This is a genomic window from Nocardia sp. NPDC058518 (assembly GCF_042719655.1).
In the GTDB taxonomy this organism is placed as follows: Bacteria; Actinomycetota; Actinomycetes; order Mycobacteriales; family Mycobacteriaceae; genus Nocardia.
In genome coordinates this window covers 213,527-230,307 of record NZ_JBHXNJ010000008.1, presented here as the reverse complement: position 1 = coordinate 230,307, position 16,781 = coordinate 213,527, and the positions used below count along the sequence as shown (strand labels likewise).

Annotated in this window: 20 protein-coding genes; 6 read left to right on the top strand and 14 right to left on the bottom strand. The window is 65.6% G+C overall.

The features are described from left to right. Positions 1 to 61: 61 nt before the first annotated feature. Positions 62 to 1,447 carry a DNA cytosine methyltransferase gene (locus ACFWPX_RS17165; RefSeq protein ID WP_378928189.1) on the bottom strand — a complete coding sequence of 462 codons (1,386 nt, stop codon included), beginning with the start codon at positions 1,445 to 1,447 and terminating at the stop codon, positions 62 to 64. Positions 1,448 to 1,560: 113 nt separating this feature from the next. Here ACFWPX_RS17165 and ACFWPX_RS17160 point away from each other — a divergent pair, with 113 nt between their 5' ends. Together ACFWPX_RS17160 and ACFWPX_RS17155 are read left to right on the top strand one after the other, a co-directional pair. Next, on the top strand, positions 1,561 to 2,400 hold the full coding sequence (locus ACFWPX_RS17160; protein ID WP_378928188.1) for a GIY-YIG nuclease family protein: 840 nt from the start codon (positions 1,561 to 1,563) through the stop codon (positions 2,398 to 2,400). A 55-nt stretch (positions 2,401 to 2,455) separates the two neighbouring features. Then, on the top strand, positions 2,456 to 3,121 hold the full coding sequence (locus tag ACFWPX_RS17155; protein ID WP_378928186.1) for an Eco29kI family restriction endonuclease: 666 nt from the start codon (positions 2,456 to 2,458) through the stop codon (positions 3,119 to 3,121). Between the two features lie 41 nt (positions 3,122 to 3,162). Here the strand turns inward: ACFWPX_RS17155 and ACFWPX_RS17150 are convergent, their stop codons facing one another. The 5 genes from ACFWPX_RS17150 to ACFWPX_RS17130 form a co-directional block, all read right to left on the bottom strand. After that, on the bottom strand, positions 3,163 to 3,561 hold the full coding sequence (locus tag ACFWPX_RS17150; protein WP_378928184.1) for a hypothetical protein: 399 nt from the start codon (positions 3,559 to 3,561) through the stop codon (positions 3,163 to 3,165). A 160-nt stretch (positions 3,562 to 3,721) separates the two neighbouring features. After that, positions 3,722 to 3,958, bottom strand: coding sequence for a hypothetical protein (locus ACFWPX_RS17145; protein ID WP_378928183.1), 237 nt, complete (start codon positions 3,956 to 3,958; stop codon positions 3,722 to 3,724). 2 nt (positions 3,959 to 3,960) lie between these two features. After that, the gene (locus tag ACFWPX_RS17140) at positions 3,961 to 4,797 is read right to left on the bottom strand and encodes an Eco29kI family restriction endonuclease (protein ID WP_378928182.1); all 837 of its coding nucleotides are present in this window, start codon (positions 4,795 to 4,797) and stop codon (positions 3,961 to 3,963) included. Between the two features lie 1,168 nt (positions 4,798 to 5,965). Further along, positions 5,966 to 7,477: a hypothetical protein gene (locus ACFWPX_RS17135; protein ID WP_378928181.1), complete on the bottom strand. Its 1,512-nt coding sequence runs from the start codon at positions 7,475 to 7,477 to the stop codon at positions 5,966 to 5,968. Then, on the bottom strand, positions 7,474 to 7,689 hold the full coding sequence (locus tag ACFWPX_RS17130; protein WP_378928180.1) for a hypothetical protein: 216 nt from the start codon (positions 7,687 to 7,689) through the stop codon (positions 7,474 to 7,476). Before ACFWPX_RS17130 ends, ACFWPX_RS17135 begins: the two co-directional genes overlap by 4 nt. Positions 7,690 to 7,839: 150 nt before the next feature. On the opposite strand from ACFWPX_RS17130, the gene ACFWPX_RS17125 reads away from it, so the two are divergent. Then, positions 7,840 to 8,511, top strand: coding sequence for a TetR/AcrR family transcriptional regulator (locus ACFWPX_RS17125; protein WP_378928179.1), 672 nt, complete (start codon positions 7,840 to 7,842; stop codon positions 8,509 to 8,511). A 60-nt stretch (positions 8,512 to 8,571) separates the two neighbouring features. Here the strand turns inward: ACFWPX_RS17125 and ACFWPX_RS17120 are convergent, their stop codons facing one another. Beyond that, complete coding sequence (locus ACFWPX_RS17120) at positions 8,572 to 9,990, bottom strand: WGR domain-containing protein (protein WP_378928177.1); 1,419 nt, start codon at positions 9,988 to 9,990, stop codon at positions 8,572 to 8,574. Positions 9,991 to 10,412: 422 nt separating this feature from the next. Between ACFWPX_RS17120 and ACFWPX_RS17115 the strand changes: the two genes are divergently transcribed. From ACFWPX_RS17115 to ACFWPX_RS17105, 3 genes are all read left to right on the top strand, one after another. Further along, positions 10,413 to 10,946: a hypothetical protein gene (locus ACFWPX_RS17115; RefSeq protein WP_378928227.1), complete on the top strand. Its 534-nt coding sequence runs from the start codon at positions 10,413 to 10,415 to the stop codon at positions 10,944 to 10,946. Between the two features lie 129 nt (positions 10,947 to 11,075). Further along, positions 11,076 to 11,816: a glucose 1-dehydrogenase gene (locus ACFWPX_RS17110; RefSeq protein ID WP_378921050.1), complete on the top strand. Its 741-nt coding sequence runs from the start codon at positions 11,076 to 11,078 to the stop codon at positions 11,814 to 11,816. Between the two features lie 79 nt (positions 11,817 to 11,895). After that, the gene (locus ACFWPX_RS17105) at positions 11,896 to 12,429 is read left to right on the top strand and encodes a hypothetical protein (protein WP_378921048.1); all 534 of its coding nucleotides are present in this window, start codon (positions 11,896 to 11,898) and stop codon (positions 12,427 to 12,429) included. 46 nt (positions 12,430 to 12,475) lie between these two features. Here ACFWPX_RS17105 and ACFWPX_RS17100 read toward each other — a convergent pair whose 3' ends face one another. The 7 genes from ACFWPX_RS17100 to ACFWPX_RS17070 all read right to left on the bottom strand — a co-directional run bounded on the left by ACFWPX_RS17100 (position 12,476) and on the right by ACFWPX_RS17070 (position 16,773). Beyond that, positions 12,476 to 12,787 carry a pyrimidine/purine nucleoside phosphorylase gene (locus ACFWPX_RS17100; protein ID WP_378928176.1) on the bottom strand — a complete coding sequence of 104 codons (312 nt, stop codon included), beginning with the start codon at positions 12,785 to 12,787 and terminating at the stop codon, positions 12,476 to 12,478. Between the two features lie 31 nt (positions 12,788 to 12,818). Continuing rightward, a complete protein-coding gene (locus ACFWPX_RS17095; protein WP_378928175.1) occupies positions 12,819 to 13,208 on the bottom strand; it encodes a DUF86 domain-containing protein in 390 nt (129 codons plus the stop codon). Next, the gene (locus ACFWPX_RS17090; RefSeq protein ID WP_378928174.1) at positions 13,195 to 13,494 is read right to left on the bottom strand and encodes a nucleotidyltransferase family protein; all 300 of its coding nucleotides are present in this window, start codon (positions 13,492 to 13,494) and stop codon (positions 13,195 to 13,197) included. Before ACFWPX_RS17090 ends, ACFWPX_RS17095 begins: the two co-directional genes overlap by 14 nt. A gap of 63 nt (positions 13,495 to 13,557) precedes the next feature. Continuing rightward, complete coding sequence (lipA, locus tag ACFWPX_RS17085) at positions 13,558 to 14,580, bottom strand: lipoyl synthase (protein WP_378921045.1); 1,023 nt, start codon at positions 14,578 to 14,580, stop codon at positions 13,558 to 13,560. Then, a complete protein-coding gene (lipB, locus tag ACFWPX_RS17080; protein ID WP_378928173.1) occupies positions 14,577 to 15,329 on the bottom strand; it encodes a lipoyl(octanoyl) transferase LipB in 753 nt (250 codons plus the stop codon). Before lipB ends, lipA begins: the two co-directional genes overlap by 4 nt. Before the next feature lie 42 nt (positions 15,330 to 15,371). Then, the gene (locus tag ACFWPX_RS17075) at positions 15,372 to 15,875 is read right to left on the bottom strand and encodes a GNAT family N-acetyltransferase (protein ID WP_378921041.1); all 504 of its coding nucleotides are present in this window, start codon (positions 15,873 to 15,875) and stop codon (positions 15,372 to 15,374) included. 4 nt (positions 15,876 to 15,879) lie between these two features. Further along, positions 15,880 to 16,773 (bottom strand): TIGR01777 family oxidoreductase, encoded by an 894-nt coding sequence (locus ACFWPX_RS17070; protein ID WP_378928172.1) that lies wholly within the window; start codon positions 16,771 to 16,773, stop codon positions 15,880 to 15,882. Positions 16,774 to 16,781 lie beyond the last annotated feature (8 nt).

Below are 16,781 nucleotides of genomic sequence, written 5' to 3'. Positions count from 1 at the left end.
TATGCCCGCGCTGACGGTAGGTGCTGATTCCAGCCGTGTTCGTCAGCCCGCTCGCGCATGTTCAGCGGGTCGAGACGAGCGTGTCGCTGGCGTCGGGCTCCGTCGCCTCCGCAGCGGTGAGGGCGTCGGCGACAGCCGAAGCGAAAAACTGACCCAGTACGACCGGGACGGCGTTGCCGAGCTGACGCATCTGCTCGCCGCGGGGTCCGGAGCCGAGCCATTCGTCGGGGAAGGTCATCACGCGGGCGGTCTCGCGCACGGTCATGTAGCGGTGTCGGTAGGTCCAGCCGTCGGGCGATTCGGGGTCGCGGTCGCGTTCGTCTAGGAGCATGACCGATTCGCCACCAGGCACGCCGTGGACTCCGGCCTTGACCGTCTTCGCGGGGCGGTCGAGTTCGTTCGGGGTGTGGCCCTTGTAGATTCGCGCGCCAGGCCACCCGATGTGATGCTGGACACCGATCTTGTCGCCGAAGTCGAACTTCTCGTCGAGTCGCTTCAGATCGACCGCGGGCAGCTTCGGCAGGGTGGCGTCGGTGCCGCATCCGGCGATGGCGTCGCGCAGCGTACGCCAGGGGAGGCAGTCGTCCTCTTTCACGACCCGAGGTATGCGTTCCTCGACTCGGGCCCGCACATGCGCCGGAACGTCGGGGTGTCGTCGCCAGTAGTCGCCGTTCCTGATCGAGCGGAACAGCGCGGCCTCGGAGTATCGGGGTGTCTTGACGAGCTTCTCGAACGCCTCGACATCGACGCCGAGGTCTGCCCGGAACGCGACGATGACGACGCGGTTACGGATCTGCGGGACGCCGTAGTCGGCGGCGTTGACGGGTACCACGACGACCTTGTAGTGCTCGGCGTCAGTATCGTTGTCAGGGAGGGTGGCGAGGATCCGCCGCAGTTCCGCGTCGTGGTCCTGCCAGCGCGTCGAGTCAACGCGTTGCTGGTGGGGGAGCCGTAGTTCGTTGACGATGTATTGGAAGTAGTCAGCGAACGAGGGTCGGAGGAGCCCGCGGACGTTCTCGCAGATGACAGCCTTCGGGCGTACCTGGCGTATCGCCTCGAACATCGCCGGGAACATATTGCGCTTGTCCTCGTCGCCCTTGGCGACACCACCGGCGCTGAACGGCTGGCACGGCGGCCCACCTGCGAGGACGTCGACCTCCCCGCGGAAAGCGGTGAGATCGAGGTCCTGGACGTCAGCCGGGTAGAGAGGCGCGGGTTGCCCCACCGCAGGTGGCTTCGGTCGAATGTCCTCGATCTCGACCAAGCCGTCGGTGCCCAGGGTCTTGCGAGCGCTGGCGACGAGAGTCTGGCAGGCACGCTTGTTGAACTCGTTGAACAGCAAGGGCCGGAAGCCGGCCCGATGAACGGCCATCGCGAGTCCGCCACCACCGGCGAACAACTCGACGCTGGTCCGTGTCCTGGTCACGTTTCCCGGCTGGTCATCCATGGGCGAACCATACCGCGGGGGTCGGACAGGAATGGTTCCGGACGTGGTGAGTCCGATTGACAGAAGTCGAGTCCATAGAGTTCTCTCGTTATCGTGATCGAAGGGCAACCGAGATGAGTCAGCACATGTTGCCGATCGGTGGGGGACCTCATCACAGCGACTTCCGGCTCAGCATCACCAAGGCGCTGGGGGATCAGCTCGCCGCAGCGCTCGCGACGCTGGTCGCCATCCCGCTGACCGAGGCGAACCTGACCGAGGGTGTCGACGAACGCCCTGGTGTCTACCAGCTCTATCTCGACGGCGAGTTCGTCTACGTCGGTAAGGCCGACAAGTCGCTCCGTGACCGGTTGATTCAGCACCTGCGCAAGATCGCCGGCCGCCGCGACATCCCTCTCACCAGGGTCACCTTCTCGTGTCTGTACGTCGCCGAGGACTTCTCCGCCCTGGCGCCGGAACAGCTGCTGATCAGCCACTACAAGGGCAAGGGCGGCGTCCCCTGGAACAACAACGGCTTCGGCAACAAGGATCCCGGACGGCAGCGGGACAGGACGGTCCTGAAGGAGAAGCACTTCGACGTCGAGTTCCCGATCAACCTCGACGTGCCCGTGCCCGGCCTCGAAGCGGGCGCGACGACGGTCGGAACGTTCCTCGGGGCGTTGAAGTCCGGACTACCCTTCGTGTTCCGCTACGAGAAGCTCCCATCCCAGTCGAGTGGGGGCATCCTCGACGTCGCCCGCGCGGATCTCACCGCGAACGAGGCATTCCGCCTCGTGGCCGCCGCCCTGCCGGAGGGCTGGCAGATCACAGCCCTGATGGGGTACGTGATCATGTACAAGGAAACCGAGGAGTACAGGAGCGCGTGGCGCTACTACCGAGCGGGAGAAGTCATCGACGCGACACCGGAGTCCCTTCCCGAGGACGCCGCCGTGGACACGCCGGATGTCGACGAGTGAAGCACCCGATGCGCGTCTCGTCCCCACCACGTGATGTCGATACCCGGGCGAGCAGGTGAACGTGGACGCGAAGTACTCGCCCGAGTCGTTCGACCCACTGTCGACGACCCGGCTCGCCAACACGATCTGCGAGATGCTCGAGCGGCAACCGTTGGTCTCGATGGAGGACGAGATCCCGCGCTTCGACGGCGCCGGCCTCTACGCGCTGTACTACCGTGGCGACAGCATCGACTTGTATCGCCCCCTCTCGAAGTTCCAGATCCCCGTGTACGCGGGACAGGCGCGGTCCAGCAACAGCGCGACCGGAAAGACCGTCGGCGCGGCACGTCCTGTCTCCTCGCGGCTCCGCTCGCACCGAAAGTCGATCATCGAGGGCGATCTCCCGATCAAGGAGTTCCGGTTCCGCGCCCTGCTCATGCCGGACGTGCACGCGGATTTGGGTGAGAACGGTCTGAGGGTCGGTTACCAGCCGGTGTGGAACAGCAAGCTCACGGGGTTCGGCAGTCACGAGCAAGGGGCGAAGACCCGCAAAAGCGGCAAGTCCAAGTGGGATACCGTTCACGACGGGCGCAGCCGCACGTACGGCGAAGTCGCCCACGAACCGACCGAATTGATCACGGCGGCCATGGAACACATCGAATGGCAGATCGAGCAGTACCCGCGCCTACAGTGGCAGCACCCAGCTGTCGAGGTGTATCACGAAGATCTCACGGCGAACTGAGCGTGGTCCGCGTGACCCTAAAACTCGTCGCGGCCGCACCTTTACTCGGGTTCGCCGTCGCGGAGGTGGTCGAAGGTAGGGGCTATCTCCTTCTCCAGATTCCGCACGGCCGAGTCGACCGCCGCGTCAAACGACTCGGTGTCGTGGCCATCCGCGAGAGTGTCGCCACCTTCGTCGCCGTCATAGAGGCCGACGGACCAGTACAGGATGTCAGCTCGATCCTCCGCCAGGCCGGGTTCGGTGGTCGTGACGACGAGCTGCAGCGGATGTCCGCTACCGGGGACCGTTCCGATGACCGCCTCGATCGCGGTACAGCCGCCACCGGTGTCGACGATCGCGCCGACCGTGTCGAAGCGATTCTTCAGCGATGTCAACTCGGGCGCGTAGATTCGCGCGAGGCGAGCCTCGTAGGTGGCGATGTCGTCATCTCGGTCAGTCATCGTGATCAGCTCCTCGTCCTGGTTCGCGAAGTTCGGCAGTTGGATCGTCGGGAAACGTCGCTCGCGATCAATCGGGTCTTCTGGTGGCAGCGGCCGACCATGCTAGCCAGTGCCGCTGGCTGGTACCGTCCTGTCGAAGCCGCCCACCCGATTGGGTGTCTCATCGCGGGTCTCCTATCGAATCCGGTACTCCGGACGCGGGAGTCGTCATCATCCGGCGGCCCACGGCGGGCAGTTCGACACGGGCGTCCTTGTGCATCCTCCCGAGGGCACGAATGATCGCGGGTCGGTCCTGAGGATGAGTTCCGCGCAGCGCGTAGAAGAACATGCTCCCGCGCACTAGAGCCGCGAGAGTGGTCGGGACGCCGACCATCGCGACCGCGATGGTCCAGTCCATCGTCATATCCCGACCCCCGTCTCGAGCGAACGTGAGAAGTGTTTCCGGGCGAGAGTCTCCAATTCCTCGACCGAGTATCCGTCTTCGTATGGCTCGGCCCACTGGCGCCCGGGATGCAGTGTGTCCCACGCCGCCTTAACTGCTCGTCGGCTGCTGCCCGTGGTGTGGGCGCCGAATCCGCGGATGACGGAGTTCCAGATCGGCGCGGACCGTGACATGACAGAATCGATCGCCGGTACCGCCCACATCTCGTCCACCACAAGGCATCTGAACGAGAAGTCTCGAACGAACAGCGGGTGCTTGATCGTGGGTGTGGTGTGTCGCTCGACCGCTTCGATGCTCTGGGCATGGCCTCTGAGGCGGCGGGCCAACGCTGGTGAACTGGATGCCGACAGAGTCTCGCTACTCGCGCGAGTCCGGCCATGGACTGTGCCGACGTAGATCGGGCGGGACGGATCGCCGTCAGCGATCGGAGCGTACAGCTCGTCGCCTCCCGAGTAGTAGACGCAGTAGATGCCGGAACCGTTGAAGGGCTCGAACTGTCCGAGCGGCTGGGCTGGCGCCGAGAACAGCGCGCTGACAACGCTCGCGACCAGGTTGGCCTTGTCGAGTGGGTCGAATTCGGCCGGAACGTGGCGAACGACCGAATCCGACATCGGCGCGGATCGACCAGCCGAACCGCCTCGTGGTTCGAAGTACTCCCTGATCTCGCTCTCGAGGAACACCGGACCGCTCCTCAGCTCCTCGACTGGCGCGGGGAAGGAGTCGTCGCGATTCCGCATGTTGGAGATCGCCTGTCGGCTCACTCGCGCGTACTCGGCGACCTCGGCGACACCCATAAGTCGGGGTGCTCGAGTCTCCCGGTCGGCGGCTATCACCGTGTACCTCCGCGTGTATGTGCGACAAGTTGTTTGTGTACGCACGACAATACCTACGGTGTGAACGTGCGTCAACTAGATCGTTTCTTTCGTACACGCGACCTTGTGTCGGTCGGCGTGCCCGACTCGCGGCGTACCGGCTGCGTGGATAGGGCTCGATGCCGAAGCGCTAGTCAGTCCTCAACGGTGGGTCCTGTCTCAATGCTCCAGCCAGCTCTTCCGGTTGTGTAGTACCGGTCCATCTCTTCTTCTTCCTCCTGCGTCGGTTGACGACTCCGGGTCCGCGGCTGTTCGGCCGCGTGAGGAGGGGGTGGTGGAGAGCTGTCGAATCTGGCGGCTGGTGCGGATGCCCGTGGTGTGACAGGGCGAGCGTAGGGCGATGGTGCAGGTGGCACGGCCGGTCAATGTGGAGTCGCGGTGGTCCGCGCAGGGCTGGTGGAGCGGTCGGTGTAGGGGTGTGGGTCGGTGTGGATGGCGCACTCGGCTCACATCGCCGGACGGAGAACCTAGCATTTGTACGTCCTGAGATGCTGATGAGCGCGTGATCGGTGGTCGTCCAGAGTGTTGCAGGCAGCGGAGCCAGGAAAAGATGAATTGCTTTGTGTGGCAACCATTGCGGCTATGTGAGCGTCGGTGATCGGAAGGCCGGGACTGACGGCTCTTGCCGCGGCCGGGTGGTTGCTGGCGCAGATGGTCGCCCTACGTGCGTCCCTATGTTCGATGTGCCTATAGGCGCACAAGAGGACGGCATCTGACCTGGGGTTTCATGATTGGGTTATTTCGGGACTATCGATGCCCGTATCTCTGTCCGGAAGAACCAACTCACCGTGACGATCACCGCTCAGACCGGATGTCGTCTTGCCGAGAACCCGCGTCTGCGTAGATCCGGGCTGCCGGGCCCTGGCGAGCGTGTCCCCTATCCGACTCCTTTTCCAACGCCGACAACCCCGATTGCGCGACCGCGATGACCAGGCTTTTGCGCAATCCCGATGCAGTGAGGCTGTCAGGGTAAGGCCGTCGGCATCCGGCCCTGCTTCGCTGCGGAACACGCTGTACCGCAATGCGTGTCCCGCACGAGCGTCCTTCACGACTTCCACAGTCTCGAGGACGCTGATAGGTCCCCGGACGATCAGCTGGCAGTCAGATTGTCCGCGAGTTCTGGTTGACCGCATCGAGTTGCATGCGCGGCGAGCAGGTTGCGGAGTTGTTCGGGGATTTCTGTGCGGATGTCGGACAAGCCTTGCCAGATGGCCGGATCTCGCGTGGTGATGGTGCCGACAAGGGTGTCCAGGTTGTCGGATTCGTTGATGAGGGTGAGGGAGCGGGATCGAGCGGAGAAGTCCTGGCGGAGAAGGATTTGTATCAGGGTTGTGGTGCAATCGGCTGCGGGGGCGGCTTGGACCGCGGCTCGGAATTGGTTGTCGGTGAGGGTGTTTATGGTGGTGGCGAGGGTGTCGTGGGTTGTGGTGGGGAGGTCGTTGAGGAGGGGGAGGGCTTCGGGCCAGAGGTTGTGGGTGGCGGTGGCTTCGATCGCGGCGGTGAGGTAGGCGGGGCGGTGCATTACCGGGAGGGAGGCCAGGCGTTTGCGGTCGGGGGTGGAGAGGGCGAGGGCTACCGGGAGGAGGGTGGGCCAGTGACTTTCGGTGTGGGCTTGTTCTATGAGGGTCGTAAGGGAGTCGTCGGGTTCCGCGGCTACTCGGGCGGCGACGGTGTGGAGTTGGGTGGGGGAGAGGTGGGTGGCTAGGGGGAGTAGGGAGAGCCAGAGGTTTTGGGTTAGGGCCAGGTCGGCGATTTTGGTGAGGAGGGTGGGGTTTTGCATGGTGGGGCGCTGGGCCAGGCGTTGTAGCCGTTCCGGGTCCATTCCTGCTGCTACGGGGAGGAGGGTGTCCCAGGCATCGAGTTCTTCTACTGCGGTGAGGAGGCCGTCGATGACCTCGTCGTCTTGGGCGGCTACGACGTTGGCCAGGCGGGAGCGTTCGGTGGGGCCTAGGAGGGCGAGCAGGGTGATTGCTTTGGGCCATTCGCCAGCTTCATGAGTCGCTCGGATGACACCGGGGACGCGGTCGGTGACGACGGTGAGGAGGCGGTCGGCTGCTGAGGTTTCCTCGAGGTAATAGCCGACCTGGAGGATGTCGAGGTCGGAGGCGTGGGGGAGGGCCGCGCGTAGGACCGAGTCGGGGACCGAGCCTGCGAGGTTGCCCATCGTCAGATAGTCGCCGCGGGTGATCAATTCGCTGGCGACGGCTGCTGCCATCGGGCCGGGGACCTGGGCGATCAGTTCGACTGCTCGGCGGGGGTCGAGGGTGAGGGTGGCGTCGGCGAGGAAGCTGGGGGAGAGCGCGCTGGCGATCGCTACGGCGCGGGATGGGTCGACCGAGCCGGCGAGCGCGGCGGCAAGAACGGGGCCGAAGGCGGCTTCGGTGATCTTGGCGGCGATGGGGGCGGGGACGAGCTTGGCGGCGGCGCCGACGCGCTGCATGCGGCGGGCCTCGCGGTGGGCGGTGAGATCGGTGATCTGGTCGCGGAATTCGCGCAGGGCCGCAGGTGGGAGGGTGGCGAGGAACTCCAGGTCGGAGGGGGTGCGGTCGAGGACGCGGGCCAGTTTGACCAGTTCGACGGTGGTGTGGTGGGTTGTGGTCATAGTCCGAGCACCTTCTTCACGGCGGGGCGGGCCAGGCGGGGGATCAGGCGCATGCCGGAGTCGAGGGCTCCGTCGAGGGCGGCCTTGCGGTGGTCGAGGGCGGCGCGGACGTAGTCGTCGAGGAGTGCCAGCTCGTCGGGGGTGAGGGTGGCGAAGTCGGGTGGCGGTGGGGCGCCGAGTGTTGCGGTGAGTTGGCGCAGGGCATCCGACACGGACCGTCTCCTTCGATGCGATGTCCGGCAGTTCGTACTGCCGGTACGAGCAACGATACTGCCGGTACGGTGTGTCTCATGTAAAGACCCCTGCACTGGCAATACGTGAATACTTCGATCGTACTGCTGGTACGTGTATCGTTGCCGACCGTGACCCGCGCCAGCCGACGACCTCCGCCGGTGACTCGGGATGCCATCGTCGAGGCCGCGATCCGGGTGCTCGACCGGGATGGGCCGCATCCGAGCATGGATGCTTTCGCGGTCGAGGCCGGGATTACGAAGCCGCGGCTGTATCGGCAGTTCACCGACAAAGGTGACCTGTACGCGGCCATCGGTACGCGATTCGCCGACTCGGCGTTCGCCGCGACGGGGACCGACCTGACCCTGCTGTTGCAGCCGCCCAGTGCCGCTATCGATCGTGCGCTCACCGACTATGCCGTCGGAATTCTGGCCCACCCCAACGTTTTCCGGTTCCTGACGCAGACGAGTGCGAACCGTGAGGGAGTGACGGGTCAGTACGACCTCGCCGGTACGGTGGCGGGTCGCTTCGCGGAAAGGGCTCGGGCGGTCGCGGATTCGATTCCCTTGGATGCCGAGGGAATCGAATATCTGGCGCGAGCGATCGTCGGTGTGATGATCGTGCTGACCGATCTGTGGCTGAGCGACGCGGAGCCGGATTCCGGTGAATTCGTGAGCAGGGTGCATGAATTGGTGTGGGGGATGATCGATGCGTTTCTGCGCGGGCGGGGGATCGCGGCGGATCCAGCGGTGCCGATCTTCGTCACCCTGGCAGCGTTGAACCCGGATGCGGGCGAAGTCTGAGGCATCGGTGATCGGGGTCCAGGTCATCGTCGATGGGTGACTGGCGGTGTCATCGGGCGGTCAACCCAGGCGGCGGATGTCGCCGCGGACTCGGTAGAAGCCGCCGCGGGCGGATTCGGAGACGGCGTCGACGACGTAGCGGGCGCCGGCCAGGCGGATGTCGCGGGGGAACTGGACGTTCCAGCCGGGGTCGTAGCCGGGGGAGATGACGTGGACGCGCAGGGAGTCGCCGTGCTGGAGGCATTCGACGATGACGCCGGTGCCGACGTCGGTGGTGAGTTCGAGGGTGGTGCTGGGGGCTACGGCGGAGAATTCGGGGGCTTTCACCGAGCGGGTGGTAGGCAGGACGCCCTGGTCGGCGTCGCGGATGGCGGATTCGCTGACATCGAGGCAGGCCAGGGCGCCGGAGGTGGTGACCAGGTAGAGCTTTTCGTCGTGGTACTGCATGGAGTAGGCGGAGCCGCAGCCGGTGGCGAGTTTCCACAGGCGGGTGCCGGTGGCGTCGAAGCAGTAGACCGAGGAGTGGGAGTCGCCCGCGAAGACGTAGCGGCCGTCGGGGGAGGCTGCGCAGGAGAAGACTGCGGCGTCGCACTGGTAGGTGCGGGTGGCGGTGCCCTGCTTGGTGATCTCCTCGACCTGGTTGTGGGAGGTGCCCGCGTAGACGGTGCCGGATTCCTGCCAGCCGAACAGGACCGCGCCGCGGGTGGACGAATTCCACTGTGAGCGACCGGTTTCCAGGTGGTACTTGGTGACGCCGGCGCTGTGGCCGTGGTAGACGCCGGTGGGGTCGACGCGGACCATCCAGCCGGAATTGCCCTTGCTGCGGGCCGACCAGAGGGATTCCTCTTCGTGGTCGATGACGGTCAGGCCACCCGCGGCGTCGGAGGCGGCGAGGATGCCGTCATGGATGTCGAGCCAATAGACGTCGTCGGCGGAGACGTCGTAGGCGGCGCGGGGGACTTTGCCGGACAGGTCGTAGACGCGGCCGTCGTCGCAGCCCGCGTAGATCCAGAAGTCGTCGGCGACAATGCATTTCACCGCGTCGGGCAGTTTGAAGCGGTTGGTGACGACGCCGGCGGGGGAGAGGGTGAAGACCTCGCCTTCCTCGTTGCCGACCCAGCAGCGCTGATCGTCGACGAAGATGCCGAAGGCGGCGGCACCGGAGTCGAAACGCCACAGGACGGGGGCTGACTTGGCGGTGGAGCGCTGGCTGGTGATGCTGCGGCGGGTGACGGTGCGGCGTTCGCGCGCGCCCATGACGGCGGGGGCATAGCCCTTGCGCATCTTCTCGCCGATCTTTTTCTGCGCGGCCGACTTCGCCTTGTCCTCGGTGGTGAACGAGCTCGCTTTGGACTGGCCCTGCTCGCCGATGCGGCCGTAACGGATATTGACATGTGTTCCGGTGACGACTACCTCGTAGAACTTGTGCGAGGAGCCCGCGTCGTCGGACAGTTCGAGATAGGTGGTTTCGGCGGTCATGCGTCCTCGCTGAGCTCGTGGAGATCGAATGCACGAAAAGTAGCAAGGGGCACCGACATTCGGCGCGGTGCTCGTCAGAGGTGGTATATCCGGCCGCCGGAGGGTAGAGGAACGCGGCCCGACCGCACTGGGCCGCCTGCGCGGGATCGCGGCGGATCACCAGATGCGACAGGCCGTCGGTGTAACGACACGCGGCGAAAGGATTGCGGGATCGCGTCGGGTGATAGATGCTGGTCCGACTGTGTAGTGTGCGTGTGGGCGTGACATTTCCGCGACCGTTTCGTAATCTTACAGTGACCTGTTCTCGACAATGACTGGTGATCTACATCGTGACTGCTTCGCATCGCAAACCGTCGGCTCCCAAGAGCCGCATGCCGCTGGCCGTATGCAGTCTCGCGGCGACTATTCCCGGCATGTTGATGATGGTGATGCGGCCGGGTGCGGAGGTCCAGGCAGTGGCTTCGGTCGAACCGCTGTCGACCTCGGCCATCGAGCCCGACCCGATCGCCGCCGCGCCGACGCACGATGAGCCGCAGCCAGGGCCGATCGTCAGGGCCGATGACGAGCTGGCGGCATTGTCGGCGCTGAAGGTCAAGGTGCTGTGCGGGACGGAGTTCAACGGGACCCTGCCGCATGTGGCGCAGGTCGGTAACCTGCTGCAGAAGATGTTCGGGGTCGCCGACATCGGTGGTGCGCACGGTCGCTACGACGGTGACCACGGTGCGGGGCAAGCTCTCGACGTCATGACATCGAACGCCGCGTTGGGCAATACGATCGCCGAGTTCGTGCTGGCCAACAAGGCGCGCTTCGGCGTCACCTATGTGATCTGGCAGCAGCGCTACAACGACGGCGGCGGCTGGTCCTACATGGAGGATCGCGGCAGCCCGACGCAGAATCACTACGACCACGTGCACATTTCGTTCAAGTCGTCGGGCGCGGCCAACATCGCCTGCTGATTCCCGCTCGCGTGAGCGCGTCGCCGCCCATCGAGAATAATTAGAACGTGTTCTAGCTAAACTGCCCCTTCGAGGGGACCGTCCTCATACGGTGTGAGGAGTTTCGGTTCTACGAAGGAGTACGCGGACATGGGACGTTTGGCCGGCAAGGTTGCGGTGATCAGTGGTGGGGCGCGGGGGATGGGGGCGGCGCATGCTCGGCGGTTTGTCGCCGAGGGGGCCTCGGTGGTCATCGGGGATGTGCTCGATGACGAAGGCGCCACGGTGGCAAAGGAGCTCGGGGACGCGGTGGCGTACCGGCATCTCGATGTTCGCGAGCCGGAACAGTGGACGGCGATCGTGGCGGCCGCGGTCGAGGAGTTCGGTGGCCTGCATGTGCTGGTGAACAATGCGGGGATCGTCAATGGGAATCTGCTGGCGGATTTCGCGCTGGACGAGTGGCAGCGGATCCTCGATATCAATCTGACCGGCACGTTTCTCGGTATGCGGGCGGCGATTCCGGCGATGAAGGATTCCGGCGGCGGGTCGATCGTGAACATCTCCTCGGTGGAGGGGATGCGGGGTAGCCCTGGTCTGCACGGGTACACGGCGACGAAGTTCGCGGTGCGTGGACTCACCAAGTCGGCGGCGCTCGAGCTCGCGCCGCAGGGGATTCGGGTGAACTCGGTGCATCCGGGGCTGATCTCCACGCCGATGACCGAGGGAATTCCGGCGGACTTCTTGCAGATTCCGCTCGCGCGGGCAGCCGAGGCGGATGAGGTGTCGGCGCTGGTGGCGTATCTGGCATCCGACGAATCCTCGTACTCGACCGGCGCGGAGTTCGTGGTGGACGGTGGTCTCACCGTCGGTGTACCGCACAAAAGCTTCTGACCTGGCGCGCAGAGCGTGATGGGCGATCAGCTCACCCGAACGTGTTATCTCGGCGCGCGAAAGCGAGGAAGATGGAGAGATGGCCCCCAACAGTGCGAAATATCTGATCAGCAACGGCACCGACGACCGGGTGTCGCTTTTCGATGACGGGCGCGTGAAGGTTTGGTCGACCACCCACCTGTGGACCGAAGAAGGTCGCGAGCGGCACAATGCCCTCGGCGAGACCGTGCTGCTCGGGATCGGGCGCACCCTCGGAACCGCCGGACCTGTGGACCGGCGTCAGCAGTGCGACGCGGAGTTCGAGCTCGACCCGGAAAAGGGTCACACGGTCGCCGCGACCGTCGGCGCGGACAACGGAACGTTCGTGCAGTTCTTCCATGACGGCCAGATCGCGGTCGGCAATGACGGGCGCGATGTGGCGACGGTGTTCAACGCGGGCCGGGAGACGATTTCGGCTCGTGGCACGACCGGCGTCGGCGGGTCGGTGATGGTCACCTTCGGTGGCAGCTACCGGCCGAGGACCAAGCGTGAGAGCGACTTTCAGGCGGAATTGAGCGAGGCGACCGCCCCGCGGCCCAACCGGTTGTACAAGGACGAGTTCCTCGTGAAGTAGACCGGCGAACCGGGGCGACCGAGTTGGTCGCCCCGGCTCCGGTTCATCAGCCGTAGTAGCAGACGTAGTGCATGGTGTCGACGACCTCGATGTCGAACGAGCTGTCACCGGGGATCTTGAACGACTCGCCCGCGCGGTAGGTGACGGCCTCGGTCGTACCGGCCAATGTCACGTTGGCCTGGCCCGCGACCAGCTCCATGATCTCGGGAGCGCTGGTGGTGAAGGTGAGCGACGACGGCTGGATCACGCCGACCGACACCGAGGCGCCATCGGGCAACTCGAGGCTGTAGCTGACGCACTTGCCGTCGAAGTAGACGTTGGCCTTCTTGCTGACGGAGACGTTCTCGAACTTCGACATAGGTCCTTCCACAATTTTAGTTAGGGGAGGCTCAGTCTAGCGATGGGGGCTTCTGGGCAACCACGCGCTCGGCCTCATCCGGGTCGCGTTGTGCCAGGATCGCCAGGATGCGGTCGGCCAGTTCCGGCACGCTCTTCGTGGCGGCGTTGAACACGATGATCAAGTCGGCGTCGAAGTACTGATGAACCAGCATGTTTCGCATGCCCCGCACCAGCTTCCATGGAATCTCCGGCTGTGCGTCACGGGTTGCTGGAGCGAGCGACGACGCGGCTTCGCCAATGATCGAAAGCTGGCGGATCACGCCATCCTGGCGGAGATCGTCCTTCTGGAAATCCGCGAAGGTGAGGTCTCCGAGGTAGGAGGCGATTCGGTAGTAGGCGGTGACGATGTCGGCGAGGTACAGGTCTTCACGCCGCGACATGTAGGTCCTTCGCTTCCGCCAGTACAGCATCGCGAATGAACCAGTGCAGGTACTTCTTCGGAACGACGTCAACCTTGCGGCCGAGGAGGTCCTCCAGCTCCTCCTGAAATCCGAAGAACTCCAGCCCGATCTGGGTGTCAGGCTTCAGAAGGTAGAGCAAGTCGACGTCACTGTCCGGCCCATCCGAGCCTCGGGCCACAGAACCGAATACCGACAGTTCGACGACGTCGTACTTTTCGCACAGCGCTCGCAGGCGTGGCATCAGTGCGTCGAAATCGATCGCCATCTCGTCTCCTTGCAGGGCCCGTCACGAGTGATGCTCCCCAGCTTAGCCGGGTGCACCGCCGCTTCAGCTGCCGAAGCGGGCCAGGACCGAGCTGGCTTCCTGGGAGGCGGTGCCTTCCTTGGCGAGGTGGGACATGGCTTCGGGGATCTCGCGGCCGTGGTGGGTCATCGCCTGGGCGTAGAGGCGGCCCGCTCGGTACGAGGAGCGGACCAGGGGGCCTGCCATGACACCGGCGAAGCCGAGTTCTTCGGCGACCTTGGAGTGTTCGACGAATTCCTCCGGCTTCACCCAGCGGTCGACGGGGTGGTGGCGAGGAGAAGGCCGCAGGTACTGGGTGATGGTGAGGATGTCGCAGCCCGCTTCGTGGAGGTCGCGCATCGCTTCGGTGACCTCTTCGGGGGTTTCGCCCATGCCGAGGATGAGGTTGGACTTGGTGACCAGGCCCGCCTCGCGGGCGGCGGTGATCACGGCGAGGGAGCGCTCGTAGCGGAAGGCGGGGCGGATGCGCTTGAAGATGCGCGGCACCGTTTCCAGGTTGTGCGCGAGGACCTCGGGGCGGCTGGAGAAGACCTCGGCCAGCTGGTCGGGGTCGGCGTTGAAGTCGGGGATGAGCAGTTCGACGCCGGTGGCGGGGTTGATCGCCTTGATGGCGCGCACGGTCTCGGCGTAGAGCCAGGCCCCGCCGTCGTCGAGGTCGTCGCGGGCGACGCCGGTGATCGTGGAGTAGCGCAGGCCCATCGACTGGACGCTCTCGGCGACGCGGCGGGGCTCGTCGCGGTCGAGGGCGGCGGGCTTGCCGGTGTCGATCTGGCAGAAGTCGCAGCGGCGGGTGCACTGCTCACCGCCGATGAGGAAGGTGGCTTCGCGGTCTTCCCAGCATTCGAAGATGTTGGGGCAGCCCGCTTCTTCACAGACGGTGTGCAGGCCTTCGGATTTCACCAGGCTCTTGAGCTCGGTGTATTCGGGGCCCATGGTGGCGCGGGTGCGAATCCACTTGGGTTTGCGCTCGATCGGGGTCTCCGCGTTGCGCGCTTCGATGCGCAGCAGCTTGCGTCCGGCGGGGGCAGAGGCGTCTACGGAACTCACCGGACCGACTCTACGCTCGGGGCCTGCGGGTTCGCCGGTGCGGTGGTGCGATCAATGTCATGGGGCGTGACGGGAATTTCGCCGTCGAGCGCGGCAACAATCGCGGCCGCGACGAGGGGCTCGAGTTCGGCGACGGTGACTTCGCGGCCGAGTTCGCGGGTCAGGGTGGTGACGCCGGCGTCCTTGATGCCGCAGGGCACGATCGCCTGGAAGCCGTCGAGGGCGGAATTGCAGTTCAGGGAGATGCCGTGCAGGGCGACACCGCGTTGCACCCGCACCCCGATCGCGGCGATCTTGCGTTCGGCGAACAGCTCGGTGGCGGGCAGCCACACCCCGGACCGGCCTTCGATGCGGCCGCAGGTGATGCCCAGCCCGGTGACGACCTGGATCAGTGCTTCCTCCAGGCGCCGGACGTAGTGGACGACGTCGACAGGCTCGGCGAGGCGGATGATCGGGTAGCCGACCAGCTGGCCGGGACCGTGCCAGGTGATCTTGCCGCCGCGGTCGACCTGCACCACCGGACTGCCGTCGATCGGCAGATCCTCTGCCTCGGTGCGGCGGCCCGCGGTGTAGACCGACGGGTGCTCGAGCAGGAGCAGCCGATCGGAGCCTTCGCCTGCGGCGCGCTGATCGGCGATCTGCCGTTGCAGCTCCCAGGCGGCGTGGTATTCGATGAGTCCGAGATTCTCGACCACGATCGGGGTCGTATCGAATCGCGCGGACGCGGTGGGGCGCGTGTCGTTCACCATTGCGACGTTACGCCGGGGGACCGGCGAGGCCAAAGGACGGTGTCACGGTTCGACCGGGAAGGTGCGCTGCATCAGGGTGAGGTCCATCCAGCGGCCGAACTTGTGGCCTACCTCGGGGAGTTCGCCGACGGTGTGGAAGCCGAAGCGTTCGTGGAGGGTGATGGATGCGGTGTTGCTGGATTCGATGGCGGCGATCATGGCGTGGACCCGGCCGGAATCTGTTGCGCGTGCAATCAATTCGGTGAGCAGGGTGGTGGCTACGCCGCGGCGCTGGAAGTGGTTGTCGACGTAGACGGAGTTCTCGACGGTGAAGCGGTAGCCGGATTTGGGACGCCATTGGCCGTAGGAGGCGTAGCCGGCGACCTCGCCGTCGATCTCGGCGACGAGGATCGGCATGGCGGCGGCGGTGCGGGTGGCGAACCAGGTGAGGCGGTCGTCCAAGTCGACTTCGTCGGTGTCCCAGATGGCGGTCGACTCGGCGATGTTGGTGTTGTGGATGGCCAGCACGGCGGGGAGGTCGGCCTTGTCGGCATCGCGGATCAGCATCGGCTCACCCCCTGCCGACGGCGGCGGCCAGCGCGGCGCCGATGGTCGGGTGCTGGTAGGTGTACCCGGCATCTTCCAGCACCGAGGGGATGGCGCGTGGGCCGTGCAGGATCGAGTCGGCCAGCTCGCCGACCAGGGCTTGCAGGGCGAAGCCGGGGATGATGAACGGGGTCGGCCGGTGCAGCGCACGGCCGAGGGCGCGGTTGAACTCCGCGTTGGTGACGGGGGCGGGGCCCGTGGCGTTGATCGGGCCGGAGATCTCGGGGTGGGTGAGCGCGAAGACGATGGCGCCGACCTCGTCGTCGAGGGAGATCCACGGGAAGTACTGGCGGCCGCTACCGAGGCGTCCGCCCAGGCCTGCCCAGTACAGGGGGTGCAATTTGCTGAGCAGGCCGCCGTTGCGGGCCAGCACCACGGCGCTGCGGATCAGTACGGTGCGCACGCCCGCCTCTGCTGCCGGTTCGGTCGCGGCTTCCCAGTCCCGGCACAGCGTGGCCAGGAAATCTGTTCCGGCAGGGGAGCTCTCGTCGACGATGGCGTCACCGGTGTCCACGCCGTAGTAATGCGCGCCGCTGGCATTGACCAGCGTCGGCACTCCGGCGGCGGCGACCGCGGTGGCCAGTACGTCGGTGGGGGTGATGCGGCTGTCGCGCAACAACTGCTTGTACGTGCCGGTCCAGCGGCTGTCGCCGATGCCGGCACCGCAGAGGTTCACGACCGCGTCGGCCCCGCGCAACGCCCGCTCGTCGAGCTGGGCGCGCGCGGGATCCCACGCGAATTCATCCGGTGCGGCAGGGGTGCGCCGCACCAGACGGGAGACCTGGTGCCCGTCGCGGCGTAGTGCCGCGACGAGCGCCGTCCCGATCAGGCCGGACGAACCGGCGATGACCACCTTCATGGAATTCC